Below are 18,121 nucleotides of genomic sequence, written 5' to 3' on the forward strand. Positions count from 1 at the left end.
TACTGGCCTAAGCAGCGCAACCGCTGCGGTGTGTTGGGGTCCGCACTCGGGATGGCGATGACTGTGGCATTTCCAAAGAAGAGCCCGGGAGACATCAAAGCCGGGCAGATGGTCTCAGTGATGGTCCTTGCAGAGGGGCCGATAGGCAGCGGCGGGGCGCCACCGGCGACAGCCCAAGTACGGATACCCGTGGAGCGGCTGCGGCGTGGCCCCACTGGACACCGCTACGCGATCCACATCCGGAAGTGGCGTGGAACCAACGTGTCGCCCGTTACCCTGACGCGCCAAGGCGACCCCTGGCAATTGATTTCAGAACCTCCGCCCACGGACCTTCGCGAACTCCTGGACGATACCCGTTTCCTTGCCCAGCACGTCTACGGCGTGGCCATGAGCACCCTGGATATCTTCGAATCCACGCTCGGCCGGCGGATGCCCTGGAATCCGGAGGGGCGGGTGGTCCTGAAGGCAAGGGATCGTGTCACAGCCATCGATACCGGATATGAGCGCGGTACGAACACCATCCGCTTCGGCTCGGTGGACCGCATGGGCTACAAAGTACCCACTGCACTGTACAGGGACATCGTTGCCCACGAAGTCACCCATGCGATCCTTGACGGATTCCGGCCTGCGTGGGCAGACCAGCTGGCCACCATAGAGCAACTTGCCATGCACGAGGCACTGGCAGACCTGGTGGCCATACTGTCGGTGTTTTCATCCCGTGAGGTGGTCTTCCGTCAGCTTGAAGCTGCTGGCGACGGCTTTGAGGCAGGACAGGTTGTGGACGACGCGATCCTCATGAGATCCCTCTTTGACTTTGCGAGGGACCTTTTTGCACGGGGTCCGTTGAGGGAGCCATTTGTTGGCGCTATTCCTGAGGGCTGGCAAACCATGCTGGAACCGCACGCGCGCGGCGCCGTGGTTGTCGGGGCCGTACTCCGGGCCGTCCAGCGGTTGTGGTCGCAGAGAAATGCGCGTTTTGGGGACAACCAAAGCCTGCAACAGAAAGCCGAATCAGGTTCAATCGTGGCCATGAGGGTCCTGCGCATGGTGATCCGAGGCCTTTCCTACATGCCACCCGTGGACGTGACTTGGCGGGATCTCTTACGTGGCATCATTGCCGCAGACCTGGACATGGTCCCGGAAGACACCTACGGCTATCGGGATGCCCTGCAGACGGAATTCTCGGCCATTGGAATCCGTAGGGTGTCACTGAACAACATCAGTGGGGTGGATAGCTACCAGGGGCTTCGCTATCCCATCCGGCTGTCGGCCCTGGGGTCCGACCCCCAGGAAGTCCAACGCTTCGTGTGGGAAAACCCGCGGCTCCTGGACGCGGCCCGCCTGGAGCGGCGCACTCCACTGAGCTCTACCCGGGTACGTACGTCCGAACGTGTGTCACCGGACGGCTTCATCATCTCCGAAATTGGGGCATCATTCATTCAAACGGTGCGGATGAGCCGCAAGGAGGCCTACGTCCGCCTTGGCCTGAAAACGCGGCGGGATTTCGTGGATGTCCGTGGAGGAGGACTCCTCAGGTTCGACGCCGGTGGTCGTCTGGTCTACGCCGCCCTCAAACCAGTGATGGACCGGGAGCGGCAGGGAATGCTGTTTGGTTCCGATCAACAGCACGACGCCGAGGAAGCCGCGTCTTCCGGTGTCAGGGACAAGTTCCACGGCACGGGGGAATAGGCGCGGGGGAATATCTGAGGCCCCTTTCGATGACGCCAAGGAAGGTTAGCTGCCCCAGGCAGCCTTGCGTGCCGCCGTCGTGCCTTCCAATTGGGCGACTTGATCAAAACCGCCGCCTTTGAGCCCCTTGCTCACCAGCTTCAGGACTTCCGCCCGCCTTGCTGTGCCATTGCCCTGCAGGGACTTCACGAAGTGATACGTGAAGGCTCCGTTGTAGCGGCCCTCAATCAGGGCGTCCGCGGCCGTCTGGTCCGATCGGCAGGCTGCCATCAGCACAGGCCTGGACAGCATGGGTGATTTCACAAGGTCGCGAAGGGTGCGGGCGTCGCTGAACTCGTTTGCGATCACAGCCCGGGGCGTTGGGGCAGGCAGGAAACGCGGGCGTCGGCCCGGCAAGAGGTCCAGGGACTTCAGTCCAGTGCCGCTGTGGCAGGTGTCCAGGACGACGTCCATGAGGACGCCCTCCGGCAGCCGCCCGAAGAGCGTGGCCAACTCGTCGTCACTGATCACTGTCTCCGGGTCCCATGAGTCGCCGGCGTTGTTGATGTCGTAGCAGGCGAAGGCCTCGTCCAGCCGATCCACCTCATCGCCGCTGGTATCAGGTATCTGCGTGCCATGGCTGGAGAATGTGAAGACGATGTGGTTGGACTTTCCCTCCACCGCGCTATCGACCAATTTGTTGAGTTCGGCCATCACGGACTTTTTGTTGGCCTTGGCATCCCTCAGGACCTTGATGCTGGAGGAGGCGAATCCATACTGCGCCTCAAGGAGGGCGGCCAGGTCTTCAGCGTCATTAACGCAACCGTGAAGCCAGCTCGATTCCGGTAAATACTTGAACTTGTTGATCCCCACGCAGAGGGCTGCCTTGCTCATGTTCCTGTCCTTAGGACTGGTACTTGCACCCATTACCTCGGCGGCCCCCTGAACCGCCGCCTGGATGCTGTCCACGGCTGCGTTCCGCCTTTCCGTGATCAGCGCTTATCAACTCGGAATAAAGATATTCCGGCGATCCTTCAGGGGCAATGCTTTGGCGGCCGCTGGAAAACCTACTCGTAGGTAAATATTGTGTCTCGAATCACAAAATCAAGGGCCCGGGGGCGCTGAAGTCTGATTGAATCGTGGAATCAAGAGTGCGCTCCGTCACAAATATCCCACGGCGGCGCGCCTAATCCATCGAACAGAAGGTTCACAGATGGCACTGAAGAAGAAGGCCCTGCATGGCGTTATCGCGCTGGCGGGCGTTTCCGCCCTCGCTTTGACTGCATGCACGGGCCCCTCCGGCGGCGGTTCCTCGTCCGCCCCGGCTGCCGCCGGCCCGATCGCCTACGGCACCACAGACAAAGTCACCGCATTGGACCCGGCAGGATCCTATGACAATGGTTCGTTCATGGTGATGAACCAGATTTACTCGTTCCTGTTGAACTCCAAGCCAGGTGGTGCAGAACCGGTCCCGGACCTTGCGGAGTCATCCTCGTTCACGGCGCCAACCGAATACACCGTCAAACTCAAGTCTGGCCTGAAATGGGCCAATGGACACACGCTGGATTCCAAGGACGTCAAGTTCTCCTTTGACCGCCAGGTTGCCATCAACGACCCCGCCGGCCCGGCGTCCCTGTTGACCAACATCGAGAGTGTCAGCACTCCTGACGCCACCACGGTGGTGTTCAAGCTGAAGAAGGCAAACGACCAGACATTCAGCCAGATCCTCAGCAGTCCTGCCGCGCCCATTGTCGACGACGAAGTTTTCCCCGCGGACAAGGTCCTTCCTGACGACGAGATCATCAAGGCCAAGGCCTTCTATGGCCAATACACGATCGATAGCTACAAGAAGAACGAACTTGTCAGCTTCAAGGCCTTCGGCGACTACAAGGGTGTCCTTGGCAAGCCGGCAAACGACGAAGCTACCATCAAGTACTACGCCAGCCCCACCAACCTCAAGCTGGACATTCAGCAGGGCAATATCGACGTCGCCTTCCGCAGCCTCAGTGCCACGGACGTTGACGACCTGAGGAAGGACTCCAAGGTCAAGGTGTTGACGGGACCGGGCGGCGAGATCCGCTACATCACCTTCAACTTCGACACCATGCCGTTCGGCACCAAGGCAGCCGGCGCTGATCCCGCCAAGGCGCTCGCGGTCCGGCAAGCCGTAGCCAACCTCGTGGACCGGCAAGCCATCGCTGACCAGGTCTACAAGGGCACCTACCTCCCGCTGTACTCCAACGTGCCCAGCGGATTCCTTGGCGCCAACGAGTCATTCAAGGATGCCTATGGGGACAACGGAAAGCCGAGCCTGGACAAGGCAAAGAAGGTCCTGGCGGACGCCGGGATTACCGAACCCGTTGCGCTGAACCTGCAGTACAACCCGGACCACTACGGTGGCTCCTCAGGTGACGAGTACGCCATGATCAAGGAACAACTGGAGAAGTCCGGCCTCTTCAAGGTCAACCTGCAGTCCACGGAATGGGTTACCTACAGCAAGGCGAGCCGCGCTGACGAGTACCCCGTGTTCCAGTTTGGCTGGTTCCCCGACTTCAGCGACGCCGATAACTACCTGACCCCGTTCTTCCCGGACGGCGGCTTCCTGAAGAACCACTACAACAACCCGACCGTGAACGACCTGATTGCAAAGCAGCTGACCGAGGCCGACAAGACCAAGCGGGAGGCAGACATCAAGGATGTACAGAACGCACTGGCCAAGGACATCTCAACCCTGCCCCTGCTTCAGGGCGCTCAAGTCGCGGTGGCCGGAAGTGGCGTGAACGGCGTCGAGAAGACGCTGGACGCATCCTTCAAGTTCCGCCTCGGAACGATTTCGAAGTAACCACACCATGTGATGGAAAGGGGCGGGACACTGATCCGGTGTCCCGCCTCCTTTGCTGACCACGCTGGTGGCCGGCATGCATGAGCCAAGCCCGCGCAATCCACGGGCAGGAAATACAGGTAACAATGACAACAGTTATAGAGGTACCCGAGGCGGAGCCCGGGATAGTAGCTCCCAGGAGCAAGTCCAAGGCCGGGGGAGGCCTTGGAAAGTACATCGTGATCCGGTTCTTCCTGATCATCCCCACCGTCTTCATTCTGGTGACGTTGGTCTTCTTCCTGATGAGGGTCATTGGAGATCCCATCACTGCTGCCCAAGGCGGACGTCTCCCACCGGATGTCCTGGCACAGCGAATCCACGATGCCGGCTATGACCGGCCCGTTCTGATCCAGTACTTCGAATACCTTGGCCAACTCATCACCGGCAACTTTGGCACGACGATCACCGACCGCCGTCCCGTCGTCGAGGTACTCACTACCTTTGGGGCCGCAACACTTGAGCTTTCGATCAACGCACTGATCGTGGCGCTCGCAGTCGGTATCCCGTTCGGCCTCATCGCAGCCCAACACCGCGACAAGAGCTCCGACGCCGTTCTGCGGTTCTTCGCGATTCTCTGCTATGCCACACCCGTGTTTTTCTCAGGCCTGCTTCTCAAGCTGACGTTTTCCGTGTGGCTCGGATGGTTCCCCGTAGCAGGACGTGCCTCCACGCGCACGGAATTGACCATGAGCAGCCTGGGAGCTCCATCAGGCATCTATTGGCTGGACGCGCTTCGCAGCGGCAACTTTGCTGCTCTTGGAGACGTTGCATCCCACGCCGTCCTGCCGGCCGTGGCCTTGGGTTTGCTGACCGCAGGGGTCTTCCTGCGGCTGGTACGGACAAACGTCATTGGCACGCTGGGAAAGGACTACATTGAGGCTGGCCGGTCCCGGGGCGTTAGTGAGTTCCGGCTGGTTACCAAACACGCTTACAAGCCTGCGCTGATCCCCATCATCACTGTCATGGGCCTGCAAATTGCGCTCATGCTCGGCGGCGCCATCCTGACCGAGACAACCTTCGAGTGGAAGGGCCTGGGGTACCAGCTTGTGCAATACCTCAATGCCCGTGACTTTGTCGCTGTCCAAGGCATTGTCGTGCTGCTGGCCATCATCGTCGCCGTGACCAACTTCATCGTGGACATCATTGCCGCGCTCATCGATCCCCGAGTGAGGTACTGACCATGAGCACTCCTTCACTGACTGCTCCCAAGCAGCCCCTCTTCTCCCGGCTTCCGGTGGTGTCCCACCTCAGGAAAAGCGTTGGCCTCCAACGCGGCATGCTGGTGGTGGGCGTTGTCCTCAGCGGATTGTTCCTGCTGACAAGCATTTTCGCCCCGCTTCTGGCCCCCTACGGCTACTCCCAACTCAGCGATGCGTCCGGTTCCTTCCCCACCCAACAGGCACCGGGTGCCAAACACCTGCTTGGCACCACTGTGGGCGGCTATGACGTCCTGTCCCGCGTCCTGTGGGGATCCCAGACGGCCGTGACCGTCATCATCGTGTCGGTGGCAATGTCACTTTTCCTCGGCGTCGCCCTGGGCCTGCTCAGCGGCTACTTCGGCGGCTGGTTGGACAGAATCCTTGTAGTAGTGGCGGACGCCATCTATGCGTTCCCCACCCTGCTTTTGGCAATCGTCATCTCGATCGTGATCAGCCGTGGCCAGTCCAGTTTCTGGGGCGGTATTTTCTCCTGTGCATTCTCTATCACCGTCGTGTTCGTGCCCCAATATTTCCGGGTCATCCGTGCCGAAACCATCCGGCTCAAGGCTGAGCCTTTCGTCGAGTCGGCCAAGGTACTGGGTGCATCCAGCCTGCGTATCATCGGACGGCACATCTTCAAGAACGCAACGCGCACCCTGCCCCTGATGTTTACCCTCAATGCCTCCGAGGCGATCCTGACGCTTGCCGGCCTTGGCTTCCTTGGTTTCGGTATCGAGCCGACGTCCGCTGCAGAGTGGGGCTTCGACCTGAACAAGGCGCTGGCCGATACCTCCTCGGGTATCTGGTGGACCGGTGTCTTCCCCGGCATCGCAATCGTGCTGACGGTCCTGGGCCTGACCCTGGTTGGCGAAAGCATCAACGACCTCAACGATCCCCGGATCCGTGGACGCAAGCGCGCAGGCGCCACGAAATCCCCTGCAACCCCTACAGCTTCAGAGGCAGGTAAGCCATGACCACCAACCTCGGAAACATTTCCGACGCCGCGGCTTCCAGTGAACGCGTCCTCACCATCGACCGCCTCAAGGTCACCTTCGCCACGGACGGCGGGGACGTCTATGCCGTGAAGGATGTCAGCTTGGACGTCAAAGCCGGGGAAGTAGTGGCGATCGTGGGGGAGTCCGGCTCCGGCAAGACCGTGACGGCCAAGACCATCCTTGGCCTGCTTCCGGAAACTGCCATCAGCTCCGGCGCGGTGGTGATCAATGGCAACAACGTGATCAGCGTCAGCAAATCCGCACTACGAAAGATCCGTGGCCGCGACGTAGCCATGGTCTTCCAGGAACCCTCCACCGCCTTGAATCCCGTATTCACGGTTGGCTGGCAGATTGCCGAAGGGATCCGTGCGCACGCCAAGGACGGTCACCGCGTGTCTGCCAAGGAGGCCAAGGAACGCGCCACGGAGGCGTTGCGCAAGGTGGGCATTCCGGATCCTGAAACCCGGGTCAACTACTACCCACACCAGTTTTCCGGCGGGCAAAAACAGCGCGTTGTCATTGCCGCCGCCTTGGCTTTGAACCCTGGTTTGATTGTGGCCGACGAGCCAACCACGGCCCTGGACGTCACAGTCCAGGCGGAAATCCTGCAACTGCTCCGGGATTTGCGGGACAACTACGGCACGTCCATCGTGTTGATCACCCACAACATGGGCGTAGTGGCCGACCTCGCCGACCGCGTGGTGGTCATGTACCAGGGAGATGTGGTGGAGGAAGCGCCCTCAAGGGTGTTGTTCGCTGAACCACAGCAGGACTACACGAAAAAGCTCCTCGCTGCGGTCCCGCACCTGGGCCGGAACTCAGCCTCTGAAGGCGCTCGCGCTCGACTGCACCAAGACGGCAAGATCCTCGTCGAAGCGAAGAACCTCACCATTGAGTACCCGGGCCGGTTTGGACGCCATGGCTTCAAAGCCGTTGACAACGTCAGCTTCACGGTCTCGGAGAACGAGGTTTTTGGCTTGGTGGGCGAGTCCGGTTCCGGAAAGTCCACCATTGGCCGGGCAATCGCAGGCCTGAACCGGACAACGGGCGGCAGTCTCAAAGTCCTCGGTTACGAGATGCTGGACTTCAAGGAGCGCACCTTCCGTCCGCTTCGGAAGGAGATCGGCTTTGTTTTCCAGGACCCTGCCGCCTCCTTCAACCCTCATCTCACCATCGGCGAATGCGTGGCTGAGCCGCTGATTATCCACACGAAGCCCAGCGCGGCTGAGGCGCGGAAAAAGGTAGGCGAACTGCTCGAGTCAGTCCAGTTGCCGGCGTCGTACGCGCAACGCTACCCGCACGAGCTGTCCGGTGGACAACGGCAGCGGGCCTCTCTTGCGAGGTCGTTGGCGCTCAATCCGCGTCTGCTGATTGCCGACGAACCAACCTCGGCGCTGGACGTTTCAGTGCAGGCCAAGGTTCTGGACTTGTTCAAGGACATCCAGGAGCAGTTCGGCTTCGCGGCACTTTTCATCAGCCATGACCTTGCAGTGGTGGACATGTTGTCGCACTGGGTGGGCGTGCTGTACAAGGGACAGTTGGTGGAGCAAGGCATCGGCAACCACGTGATGGGCTCGCCCCAGCACGACTACACCAAGCGGCTGATTGCCTCCTTGCCGGTTCCGGACCCTGACGAACAAGCACGACGCCGGGAAGCCCACCGCGCGCTGTTGGGCGGCTAGGTCCCAACACTGCACTGACAGGGTCCAGAATATGCACCGAAGGTCCGTTCTCCACGCTGGGGAGCGGGCCTTCGGTGTCTCCATTGCGGAGGGTGGTTCCTGAGCTATTCCGAAACGATGGCGATGTTGAACATCTTTCCCTTCGGCTGCTGCATGAAGATCCTTAGCCACAAGGGCAGCCACATTTCCATGCCGCGGGCAGCGTCGAGTCCACCAAGGTCCCTGATGTGCTCGGGTGCCCAACCAAACTCCTGCAGCAGGCCTGACACTGTGGATTTGGCATCCGCGTCGTTTCCCGCCATGAACATGTCATGTGGGCCCGGAAGCCGTCCTGGATCCACCATGACGGGGGCGCTGACTGTGTTAAGGGATTTCACTACCCGCACCTCGGGGTAGGTCCGTTGAATGGTCTCAGCGATGCTGTCGGTGTTGCAGACTGTGAGAGATGGCGGGAAGCCGCTGGATCCATCAAGGGCATTAGCCACGTCCAAGAGGATCTTGCCGTTCAGGGTGGCGTCGCCGGCTTCAGCGAGGACGGCCAGGGTCACAGTACCAGGTGTGGCATTCACGATCAGCTCGGACTGTGCGCACGCTTCCGCGAAAGAGCCCGCACTGGCGCGTGGACCAGCTTGTTGGGCCCACTCCTCGCCCTTGGGATTGCCGGATTCACGGGAACCCATGATGACCTCGTGGCCCAAGGACACCAGCTTGCCAGCGAGGGCGTGCCCCACCATTCCTGTTCCCAGAACAGCGATTTTCATGGAAGCTCCCTTGGTCGAGTGCAGTGATGCTGCCATTCTGCACCGATTCCCGCGACGGGAACACCGCTGGCGGGACGCCGTCAGGTAACACCGGCAACGCTACCGCCGCACCCCATAGACTGGGGACCATGACCGAGCAGAACAATGCCCTCCCCGAAGACGACGATTCCTTCAACCCGTCAGCGAGTTCCCTCGCGGGCCAGGTGGATCGCGGCGTCATGGATGAGCTGCTCTCCATCCGGTCCAGCATCGACAACATTGATGCCACACTCGTTTTCCTGCTCGCCGAACGCTTCAAGGCCACCCAGAAAGTAGGGGTCCTCAAGGCCACGCACAAGCTTCCCGCGGGCGACCCTGGACGGGAAGCAGCCCAGATCGCCCGGCTTCGCCGCCTGGCCGAGGACGCGCATCTCGACCCCGCATTTGCAGAGAAGTTCCTGAATTTCATCATCGGTGAAGTGATCCGCCATCACGAGGCCATCGCAGAGGATCACCAGATCTCCAGCCAGCAGGCCTGAAAGTATGTCAGGAGAAGTGCAAAGGGTCAGTGCTACGGCTCTTGGCCCATGGCCCGGGATTGACCCTGCAGAATCCCTGCGGATCATCCGCGGCGAATTGGGGGACCCCCACCTTCCGTTCCTGCCCGAACTGCCGGACCGTGGTGTGGGATCCGATGCCGTAGGCAGGACAGCCTCGCTGCTGGTGGACTTGGCCGTGGACGTTCAACCCCACGGTTGGAGATTGGTGGACCGGCCGGGAAAGGACGCACGGAGGGCACGGTCCGCGCTTGCCACTGACATCAACATCCTGGCTGACGTCGCTGGAACAGAAGACGTTTCAGCCAGCGGGATCAAGGTCCAGTTGATGGGTCCCCTGAGCCTCGCAGCCGGTTTGTACCTCCACAACGGCGAGAGGGCCCTCCTCGATTTTGGGGCGCGCCGTGACATTGCAGAGTCACTGGCAGCCGGAGTAGCAGGACACCTTCAGCGGATCTCGGGAGCGGTCCCTGGAGCGGGCGTTGTGGTCCAGTTGGACGAGCCGGACATTGCCGCAGTGATGGGCGGAACCATCCCGACGGCGAGTGGTTACCGCACTCTGCGGTCCATCCCCGGCGAGGAGGTTGCGGGCGCCTGGCGATTGGTGATCGATGCGCTCAGGGCAGCAGGCGCCGTCGAAATCGTGGTGGCAGTACCGGAGATTGAGGCACCGATTGATCGCATACTCGATGCGGGTGCCGATGGCGTTGCTGTGCCGCTGAAGGCACTGACAACCCGCCAATGGGAGCACCTTGCCGAAGCAGTGGAAGCTGGCAAGCGCGTGTGGGCTGGTGCGATGCCCACAGCGGACGCTGATGCCATGCTCCCGCGGACCGCAGACATTGTGGAAAGCATTTGGCGGCCTTGGAGCCAGCTGGGTCTCCCGGCGTCGGCCTTGCCGGCACTGCGCTTGACGCCGGCAACGGGACTCGCCCATGTGAAGCCCTCCACAGCGAAGGAAGTGCTCGCCCGGCTCACCCAAGTGGCCGATGGCCTGGACCAACTGTCACAGGGCTGATCGGCAAGGGCTAGATCCTCTTTTCCCAGCGATCCGGTTCTGCATAGCGGGGGAGCGATGTGCCTTGGGCGGCCCCGGGCAGGTAGGGCGCCAACCGGTAATCGAAGCGGCCTGCATAGACAAGCACTACGCCGATCTGGGGTTGGATGACCTTGACCTGGATCCGATGCTTGCCCTCGTTCTCGTCCCACCATTGCTCCGCGAAGGCCTTTGCGTCCAGGGCCGCCGGCAATGGAATGCGCAGTGGACCCAGGAAGAGCCGGCTGGCTTTCGACACGCCCCGCAGCCGGCCGTTGGACGTGACACCTATGTCAAGGTCCGTGACGAGGCGGCGGTAACGGCCAACATGGTCCACCAACCGGATGGGTGCGGGCGTAACGGAGCCGGCCTGCGGCGTGGTGATAGCGCTTGTGGTGTCGTGGAACAACCGTGTCCCGGAGGGGAAGTAAATTTCACGCCGTGCCGTGAGGGCTTGCCGGCCATAGGGATCCACGTGGGCATGGTTCTCAATGCGGAACGGAATGCCTTCGCCGTATTCAGGGAAGAAGGCCTCTTCGCTTCCCGTCAGTGCCAGCAAAGGACGCAACCATTTTTGCCGGCACCCTACGACGTCAAAGACCCCTTCGCCGATTCCATATGATCCGGAGCCTGCCGCCAGGGAGAAGTACTCCTGGAGTTCGGGGGCCAGCTTGGTGAAATCATCGCCCAGGGCGAGCCGGTAGATGGGTTCGTTCATTGGAGTCCTTCCTAGAGCCGTCCGGCAGCTTTAAGCCGGATGTAGGTGTCAGCAAGCAGGGGAGGGACCTCAGAGGGTTCGGCGTCCACCACTTCAGCCCCGAGTTGCCGCAACTGTTCTGTGATGGCAGCGCGTTCCAGCAGGGCGCGTTCCGCGGCGGCGGCACGGAAAACCTGGCTGGCGGTGGAACGTTCAGCTTTCATGGCTGCGAGCAAGGGGTCCCGGACAGATGCCACCACCACAACGTGCTGGCGGACCAGCTGGGCCACCATAGGGAGAAGGCCTTCCTCGGGGGCGCCGCCGTCGAGGGCTGTCAAAAGCACCACAAGCGAGCGGTGTGCCGAGACAGCCCGCACCTGGCCAGGGATCTGCTGCCAGTCCAGTTCGATGAGCTCGGCCTCCAACGTCGCCATGGCTTGAACGAGTTGGGCCAGGAGATTGCCTTTCGAAGCAGATTCGACCCTCGCCCGGAGCATCCGGTCGTAGGCGAGGAAGTCAACCCGATCCCCGCCCCGTTCCGCCAGAACCGCGAGCAGCAGCGCAGCCTCAATCCAAGTATCGAGCCTCGGCTCGTCGTCAATCCGGGCCGCTGCGGTTCGGGATGTGTCCAGAACGATCACAACGCGCCTGTCCCGTTCCGGACGCCAGGTCCGCACCACCACAGATGTGCGACGGGCGGTTGCACGCCAGTCAATGGATCGGACGTCATCGCCACGAACGTAGTCCCGCAGGGAATCGAACTCCGTTCCCGCGCCCCGGATCTGCACAGCCGCCCTGCCATCAAGTTCGCGCAGCTTGCGTAGTTTCGATGGCAGATGCCGTTTGGAATGGAAGGGTGGCAGCACTCGAAGCCGCCCGGGAAGTGCCCTCGTTCGCTGCCTTGCCGCCAGCCGCAAGGGCCCATAGGAACGGATCGTCACGTGTGGACTCTCAAGATCGCCGCGGCGCCGTGGCGCCAGAGACACCGTCACGCGGCGACGTTCACCAGGTGGAACGTCGAGCGGCTGGGTTGGGTTCAGGGCTCCAGCGGAAGGTTGCCAACCATCCCGGACCATCGCCCGCAGCTTCCGGTGGCCCAGGTTGGTCACCGTGAGGATGGAATCAACGTGACTCTCCAAAGTGACGTTGCCCGGTTGCTGGCGTACCAAGCCCAGCTTGGCTGGGGAAGCCGCCAGGACAAGGTCAAGGGCCAGGAACAGCAGCAATCCGATAGCAACGAACAGCACCGTGCTCCACGCGGGAAACAGCAGCAACGGAACCAGCCCGGCAACTGCCAGCAACACAAAACGACCCGTGATGGCCATCAGGGCACCTTCGCTATTGGCGTCATCTGCATCACAGGCAGAATCAACGAGGCACCGGAACGGACGCGAGGATGCTGCCCAGGACGTCGTCAACGTGGATTCCATCCATCTGGGCCTCAGGACGCAGGCCTACACGGTGCCTGAGGCAAGGCAAGGACAACGCTTTGACGTCGTCCGGCGTCACGAAGGGCCGCCCGGACAACCAGGCCCATGCCTTCGACGTGTTCAGGAGGGCAGTAGCGCCCCGAGGGGAGACGCCCAGCTGGAAGGACGGGGCTGACCTTGTTGCCCGGACTACATCCACAATGTAGGCCAGGATTTCCGGTGCGACGGTCACTTGCGCCACAGCCGCGCGGGCATTGGAAAGCTCGACGGCGCCAGCCACCGGCCGCACGCCAGCTGCGGCAAGGTTTCGGGGGTCGAAGCCACCGGCGTGCCGGCGGATCACTTCGATTTCCTCGGCCCTGCCTGGCAAGGGCATGGTCAGCTTGAGGAGGAACCTGTCCAATTGGGCCTCGGGCAGGGGGTAAGTTCCTTCGTATTCCACGGGATTCTGGGTGGCTGCCACGATGAACGGTGCAGGGAGTGGCCGCGATACGCCATCCACGGAAACCTGGCGTTCCTCCATTGCTTCCAGGAGCGAGGCCTGCGTCTTGGGCGGCGTTCGGTTTATTTCATCGGCCAGCAGGATGTTGGTGAAAACAGGCCCTTCCCGGAAAGTGAATTCCGATGAATGCGAGTCGTACACCAAGGAGCCCGTGACGTCACCGGGCATGAGATCCGGGGTGAACTGTACGCGCTTGGTTTCCAGGCTCAGGGCAGTGGACAACGCCCGGACCAACAGGGTCTTGGCGACGCCGGGCACACCTTCCAGCAGGACATGGCCGCCGCAGAGAAGGGCGATAAGCATGCCTGTCACTGTCGGATCCTGCCCGACCACAGCCTTCCCAACCTCGTTCCGGACGTTCAGCAGAGACTGCCGGGCAGGATCCTCCATACCGCTGCGGTGGCCGCCCTGCTGTGGTCCATTCACCTGCGCCCCATTGACATCTGGTTCGCCTGACTGTGCGTAATTTACCTGGTGGGCCGCGCCACCGGAGTATTGGTTGTTGCTGTCCGTGTAGTTGTTCGGCTGGTTGCTCATCGGGCCGTCGCCTCCTGTTCGATTCGTTCGATCTGTTGTGCCCACTGCACCAGTTGTCCTTCTGTCTGCGGCTTGGAATCAATTAATGCCCACCGGATCGCCGGTGCTTGCCGTCCAAGGCGCCGGGCCACGGCGTCGATAATGGCCTCCCCGGCGGCGTCCGTCCCCAGGTTGAAATGCTTGGCCAACCGGGCGAGGGTTCCTGCCCGCAGATTGTCGGCGGCGCGTTCCACAGCCCGTGAATCCTGATACAGACGTGCACGGCCTTCGGCTGTTTCTGCGGCCTGAACCACCACGGGAAGTGGTTCAAAGACCAACGGTCCCAAGCGTCGTCCGCGCCAGAGGATGGCAAGGATAGCTATGACAGCCAGCCATGGGCCCGCAAACGCCAGCCAGGGGGGTGCAAGCTCGTTAAGCGTCGGGGCGGATCTATCGGACGCTACATCCGTGAGGCCTGGTGTGTACCAGACCAAGTCGGGGGCGCTTCCCAGGGTCCGGATCGCCAATGCGGCGTTGCCTTCGGCAGCGAGGTGTTGGTTTTCCAGCAACCCGGTGCTCCCCAGCACAATGACGCGCCCATCCTCCGAGGCCACATATAGTCCAGGTCCATCGCTGCGGGTGGCGTAGCAAACTACCGGCCCCAGGTACACCGGTCCTTGTGCGGCAACGGGTCCCGCCTGGTCTGCATCCTCCTGGCCGCAGCCGGGTTCAAGGATTTTTGTTGCTTCGGGAACCACTCCGCCGGGACGGATATCCGGGGCAAGGCCGTTCAGCGTGCGTAGCCGCGGTGCGACCACCACTACCCGCCCGGCTGCGGCCCTCACATCTTGCAACTGCGATCTGTCCAGGAAACCGCGGGGGTCATACAGCAGCACGGTGGTGTCGTCGTCGGAGAGTGCTGCCAGGGTGTCTTCGAGGGTATCGGTGGGAGTTATGCCCACACCGTGACGCCCCAGTATTTCGGCCAGGGCCATGGCCCCGTCGGGAGTGGGATTACGGGTAGACAAGGCGCGGGAGTCGTTGGGTGCCGAGAACCGTTCCACTACCAGGAACGTCACGAATGCGGCAAACACTGCTCCCAGTGCAATCCAAACCAGGTGCTTTCGGAACCAACTCCATAATGCGCTGGTCCGCCGTTGAGGAGGAGTTCCTCCCTGTAAAGCTTCTGGCACCTGTTCCTGGAGGGTCATCGCGGCACCGCGAATCCCTGCTGGTCCTGGCCACTGAAGTCAGGTGTTAGGGCGAGGAGGTCCGTATCCAGCTTGCGCAATTCGTCATAATCCGAGCCTGTTGCGGCCTGTTCTCCGTAGCGGACCGCATCAAACAGGCGGGCGGCATCGACCAGCCGGAGTTGAGCGGGGGCGAAGGCCTGGCCCAAGTGCCCTGCGGCTTCATCGGCCGTCCGTCCGGCCCGCGCTTCAATGACATCCCGTTCCTCCGCGGAACGCACCAAGGCCCGGAACTGATCGACGACGGCGGACGGCCAGTCGCCGTCGTCGGCCGCGGCCAAAGCGCGCTTCCGGTATGTGGCAGCGTCCACAACCGCGTCCTTGCCGTAAATGCCGGCAATGGAGGTTTTTCGCGTTGCATTCAGCCTGGGACGGACTAGGAAGACAGCCACCACGATAAGCACGACAGCCAAGGAAATGATGAGGGGAACAGCGATGTTGCTCCCCGGGGAAGATCCGTCCCCTTCCAAGGAGCTGAGCCAGTCCAGGAAGTCGCGCCAAAGCTGGTCCAGCCAACTGGGCCGGGCCTGGGCATACTGCGCCTTGGCTAGTTCATCCTCGGCCCAACGACGTGCTTCGTCACGGTCCGGAGTCACCGGCGGTTCAGTGCCGGCCAAAGCGGGAATGACATGGATTAATGCTTCCCTCATGCCTGCGGCCGGCGCCCGGGAGGATTGCCTGGCCATTGTCCGCCGCCAGCGGGCCATGTGTTGCCTTGGACCTGCGGGGGAGGACCACCCGGGATTCCCTCCGGATCTGCACCGCTTTCCATCAGCCGCATCAACTCCACGTCCAGCCCATCCCGACGCATTCGAAGATCCATATAGATGAGCGCGGACACGGATGTTTGGAAAGCGAATGTCACAGACCCCACCAATGCCCCAATGATCATCGAGATCACGGTCGTGAGGATCAGAGTGGAGGCCACTGTCTCGGCGTCCGGGTGGGGAGCGATTACAGATCCAATCGCGGTCGCGGCCAGAGAGGCTGGAATCTGCACTATCTGGGCGATGATTCCCACCATGACGCTCACCAGCAGCGTTATGCCGAAGATGCGCCACCAATTGCTCTTGGTCAACTGCCAGGATCGCAGGAGCCCGTCATAGACGCCGATCCGCTCCACGACGATGGCGGCGGGGGCGAACATGAGCTTCAGTCCAATCCAGACAAAGACGACGATGGCCCCGAAGCCCAAGGGAAAGACAATCAACAAGGCAGCCGGTCCCAAGGCCGTGAACAACAGCACGGCAATCCCGACGACGGCAGCTGCGGCCAGCAGTCCACCGAAAGTGAGCACGGCTGCTACTCCCAGGAGAGGCAGGATCCGCCCGACGGCCAGCTTCCACATCTGCCCGAAGCCCGTCCGTCGGTTGAGGACAGAACGGGAAACCGGAATGACCATGACGCCCTGGAGAACGGCGCCGAGAAAGCCGATCAACACGGAGACTCCCACTGAACCCGCCATGACGGCAAGGAACGGGCCGAAGAATCCAGCCGCGTCCCCGCTGAAATCCGTCGCTTCCAACGAATCCATAAGCTCGTACATGGCGACGGTCACAACGCCCAGGAGGGCAGCGGCGACGGCCTGGACGATCAGGGCTGAACCAAACATGGAGGCGGCATTCCGGCGTATGGTCTGGAAGGAACCATCGAGCAGCTCGCCGAATTGCAGGGGTCGTAAGGGAATGACACCGGGCTTGGGTGGGGCAACATACATGGGCTGGCCATAGGGTGGTCCGCCGGGCGCAGCCGCAGGCCATCCACCCGCTGGTCCTCCCGGAGGGTAGCCCGGCCAGTTGTTGCCGCCGCCCTGTGGGGCTGACCACGCGGGCGGACCTCCCCACTGGGGCTGGTTGCCCCACGCAGGCTGACCGCCCGGATATGGCTGCTGGCCGTGCTCTGGCTGTGACACGATTTCCTCCCCAAGAGATCCGGCCCGCCGACATCCGACGTCCCCCACATGGACCTTCGCCCCAAGCCTATAGTCCCGGTGTCCTCCCTCATAGCCTGAGCCCATACTGCCCGGACAGCAGATCCACATCGAGCCAAGCGCGGGCGTGCAGTACGGTGGAAGTGCCTTGGGGGACGCCATGCCGTGCGCCCGCCCAACAGGACAAAGGCTTGGCGATAAGGGAATATATAACTATGAAGGCACGGATTCTGGTAGTTGACGACGACGAAGCGCTCGCAGAGATGATCGGTATTGTCCTGCGCAATGATGGCTTCGAGCCCGTATTCTGCGCAGACGGCGGCCAGGCTCTTGAAGTGTTCCGTTCGTCCAAACCCGATTTGGTGCTCTTGGATCTCATGCTTCCGGGTTCGGACGGCATCGAAGTCTGCCGGCAGATTCGTGGAGAATCGGACGTTCCCATTGTCATGCTCACGGCGAAATCGGACACCTCGGATGTTGTCCGAGGGCTTGAATCCGGTGCTGACGACTACGTGCCCAAGCCTTTCAAACCCGCTGAACTCGTGGCGCGTGTCCGTGCGCGCCTTCGGCCGGGCGAGCAAAAGGCTCCGGAGACCCTGCGGATTGCTGATGTAACCATCGACGTCGCCGGCCACCTGGTCACCCGCGGTGGAGAGCGTATCTCACTTACACCGTTGGAGTTCGACCTCCTGGTGGCATTGGCCCGCAAGCCGTGGCAGGTCTTTACGCGCGAACTTTTGCTTGAACAGGTGTGGGGGTACCGCCATGCCGCGGACACCCGGTTGGTCAATGTCCATGTTCAGCGTTTGCGCTCCAAGATTGAACGGGATCCGGAAGCGCCCGAAGTTGTATTGACGGTGCGTGGTGTCGGGTATAAAGCAGGTTCCTGAGTCTCCTGCCGGCAACACCGGCACCCCGGACAAGGACCAGGCGTCCGGCACTCCGGAGCAGCCCGCAGCGCAGCAGCAGACCTCAGTCCAGCAGCAGAACGCGGAGCCCTCGGGGTCCGGGAGTTCACCCGCCGCCCCCAGCGATCCA

General features: G+C 61.8%; 16 protein-coding genes. 8 read left to right on the top strand and 8 right to left on the bottom strand.

Going from position 1 to position 18,121, the window contains the following annotated elements:
* Positions 1 to 63 precede the first annotated feature (63 nt).
* Entirely contained in the window at positions 64 to 1,689 is a 1,626-nt protein-coding gene (locus ABIE18_RS09000; RefSeq protein WP_499722368.1) for a gluzincin family metallopeptidase, read from the top strand.
* Positions 1,690 to 1,734: 45 nt separating this feature from the next.
* Here the strand turns inward: ABIE18_RS09000 and ABIE18_RS09005 are convergent, their stop codons facing one another.
* Positions 1,735 to 2,562 (bottom strand): caspase family protein, encoded by an 828-nt coding sequence (locus tag ABIE18_RS09005; RefSeq protein WP_499722370.1) that lies wholly within the window; start codon positions 2,560 to 2,562, stop codon positions 1,735 to 1,737.
* A 319-nt stretch (positions 2,563 to 2,881) separates the two neighbouring features.
* Between ABIE18_RS09005 and ABIE18_RS09010 the strand changes: the two genes are divergently transcribed.
* From ABIE18_RS09010 to ABIE18_RS09025, 4 genes are all read left to right on the top strand, one after another.
* Positions 2,882 to 4,510 carry an ABC transporter substrate-binding protein gene (locus tag ABIE18_RS09010; RefSeq protein WP_499722371.1) on the top strand — a complete coding sequence of 543 codons (1,629 nt, stop codon included), beginning with the start codon at positions 2,882 to 2,884 and terminating at the stop codon, positions 4,508 to 4,510.
* Positions 4,511 to 4,635: 125 nt separating this feature from the next.
* Complete coding sequence (locus ABIE18_RS09015; protein ID WP_477515006.1) at positions 4,636 to 5,727, top strand: ABC transporter permease; 1,092 nt, start codon at positions 4,636 to 4,638, stop codon at positions 5,725 to 5,727.
* Positions 5,728 to 5,729: 2 nt separating this feature from the next.
* The gene (locus ABIE18_RS09020; protein WP_477515007.1) at positions 5,730 to 6,722 is read left to right on the top strand and encodes an ABC transporter permease; all 993 of its coding nucleotides are present in this window, start codon (positions 5,730 to 5,732) and stop codon (positions 6,720 to 6,722) included.
* On the top strand, positions 6,719 to 8,425 hold the full coding sequence (locus ABIE18_RS09025; RefSeq protein WP_499722373.1) for an ABC transporter ATP-binding protein: 1,707 nt from the start codon (positions 6,719 to 6,721) through the stop codon (positions 8,423 to 8,425). The genes ABIE18_RS09020 and ABIE18_RS09025 overlap by 4 nt, the downstream gene beginning before the upstream one ends.
* A 104-nt stretch (positions 8,426 to 8,529) precedes the next feature.
* On the opposite strand, the gene ABIE18_RS09030 is transcribed toward ABIE18_RS09025, so the two are convergent.
* Positions 8,530 to 9,186, bottom strand: a complete 657-nt coding sequence (locus ABIE18_RS09030) for an NADPH-dependent F420 reductase (protein WP_499722375.1) — start codon at positions 9,184 to 9,186, stop codon at positions 8,530 to 8,532.
* A 128-nt stretch (positions 9,187 to 9,314) separates the two neighbouring features.
* On the opposite strand from ABIE18_RS09030, the gene ABIE18_RS09035 reads away from it, so the two are divergent.
* Together ABIE18_RS09035 and ABIE18_RS09040 are read left to right on the top strand one after the other, a co-directional pair.
* Positions 9,315 to 9,704, top strand: coding sequence for a chorismate mutase (locus tag ABIE18_RS09035; RefSeq protein WP_499722377.1), 390 nt, complete (start codon positions 9,315 to 9,317; stop codon positions 9,702 to 9,704).
* Positions 9,705 to 9,708: 4 nt separating this feature from the next.
* Positions 9,709 to 10,740 carry a uroporphyrinogen decarboxylase/cobalamine-independent methonine synthase family protein gene (locus ABIE18_RS09040; protein ID WP_499722378.1) on the top strand — a complete coding sequence of 344 codons (1,032 nt, stop codon included), beginning with the start codon at positions 9,709 to 9,711 and terminating at the stop codon, positions 10,738 to 10,740.
* Positions 10,741 to 10,750: 10 nt separating this feature from the next.
* Here the strand turns inward: ABIE18_RS09040 and ABIE18_RS09045 are convergent, their stop codons facing one another.
* The 6 genes from ABIE18_RS09045 to ABIE18_RS09070 form a co-directional block, all read right to left on the bottom strand.
* A complete protein-coding gene (locus ABIE18_RS09045; RefSeq protein ID WP_499722380.1) occupies positions 10,751 to 11,476 on the bottom strand; it encodes a DUF4166 domain-containing protein in 726 nt (241 codons plus the stop codon).
* Positions 11,477 to 11,487: 11 nt separating this feature from the next.
* The gene (locus ABIE18_RS09050) at positions 11,488 to 12,780 is read right to left on the bottom strand and encodes a DUF58 domain-containing protein (RefSeq protein ID WP_499722638.1); all 1,293 of its coding nucleotides are present in this window, start codon (positions 12,778 to 12,780) and stop codon (positions 11,488 to 11,490) included.
* Positions 12,781 to 12,823: 43 nt separating this feature from the next.
* A complete protein-coding gene (locus ABIE18_RS09055) occupies positions 12,824 to 13,777 on the bottom strand; it encodes an AAA family ATPase (protein WP_499722639.1) in 954 nt (317 codons plus the stop codon).
* A 143-nt stretch (positions 13,778 to 13,920) separates the two neighbouring features.
* The gene (locus tag ABIE18_RS09060; protein WP_499722381.1) at positions 13,921 to 14,997 is read right to left on the bottom strand and encodes a DUF4350 domain-containing protein; all 1,077 of its coding nucleotides are present in this window, start codon (positions 14,995 to 14,997) and stop codon (positions 13,921 to 13,923) included.
* Positions 14,998 to 15,110: 113 nt separating this feature from the next.
* Entirely contained in the window at positions 15,111 to 15,803 is a 693-nt protein-coding gene (locus ABIE18_RS09065; RefSeq protein ID WP_499722382.1) for a DUF4129 domain-containing protein, read from the bottom strand.
* On the bottom strand, positions 15,800 to 17,065 hold the full coding sequence (locus ABIE18_RS09070) for a DUF7847 domain-containing protein (RefSeq protein ID WP_499722383.1): 1,266 nt from the start codon (positions 17,063 to 17,065) through the stop codon (positions 15,800 to 15,802). Before ABIE18_RS09070 ends, ABIE18_RS09065 begins: the two co-directional genes overlap by 4 nt.
* Positions 17,066 to 17,298: 233 nt before the next feature.
* Between ABIE18_RS09070 and mtrA the strand changes: the two genes are divergently transcribed.
* The gene (gene mtrA / locus ABIE18_RS09075; protein ID WP_144649950.1) at positions 17,299 to 17,973 is read left to right on the top strand and encodes an MtrAB system response regulator MtrA; all 675 of its coding nucleotides are present in this window, start codon (positions 17,299 to 17,301) and stop codon (positions 17,971 to 17,973) included.
* Positions 17,974 to 18,121: the final 148 nt, after the last annotated feature.

Origin of the sequence: Arthrobacter sp. 2762, assembly GCF_040548745.1 — a bacterium.
Lineage (GTDB): Bacteria > Actinomycetota > Actinomycetes > Actinomycetales > Micrococcaceae > Arthrobacter.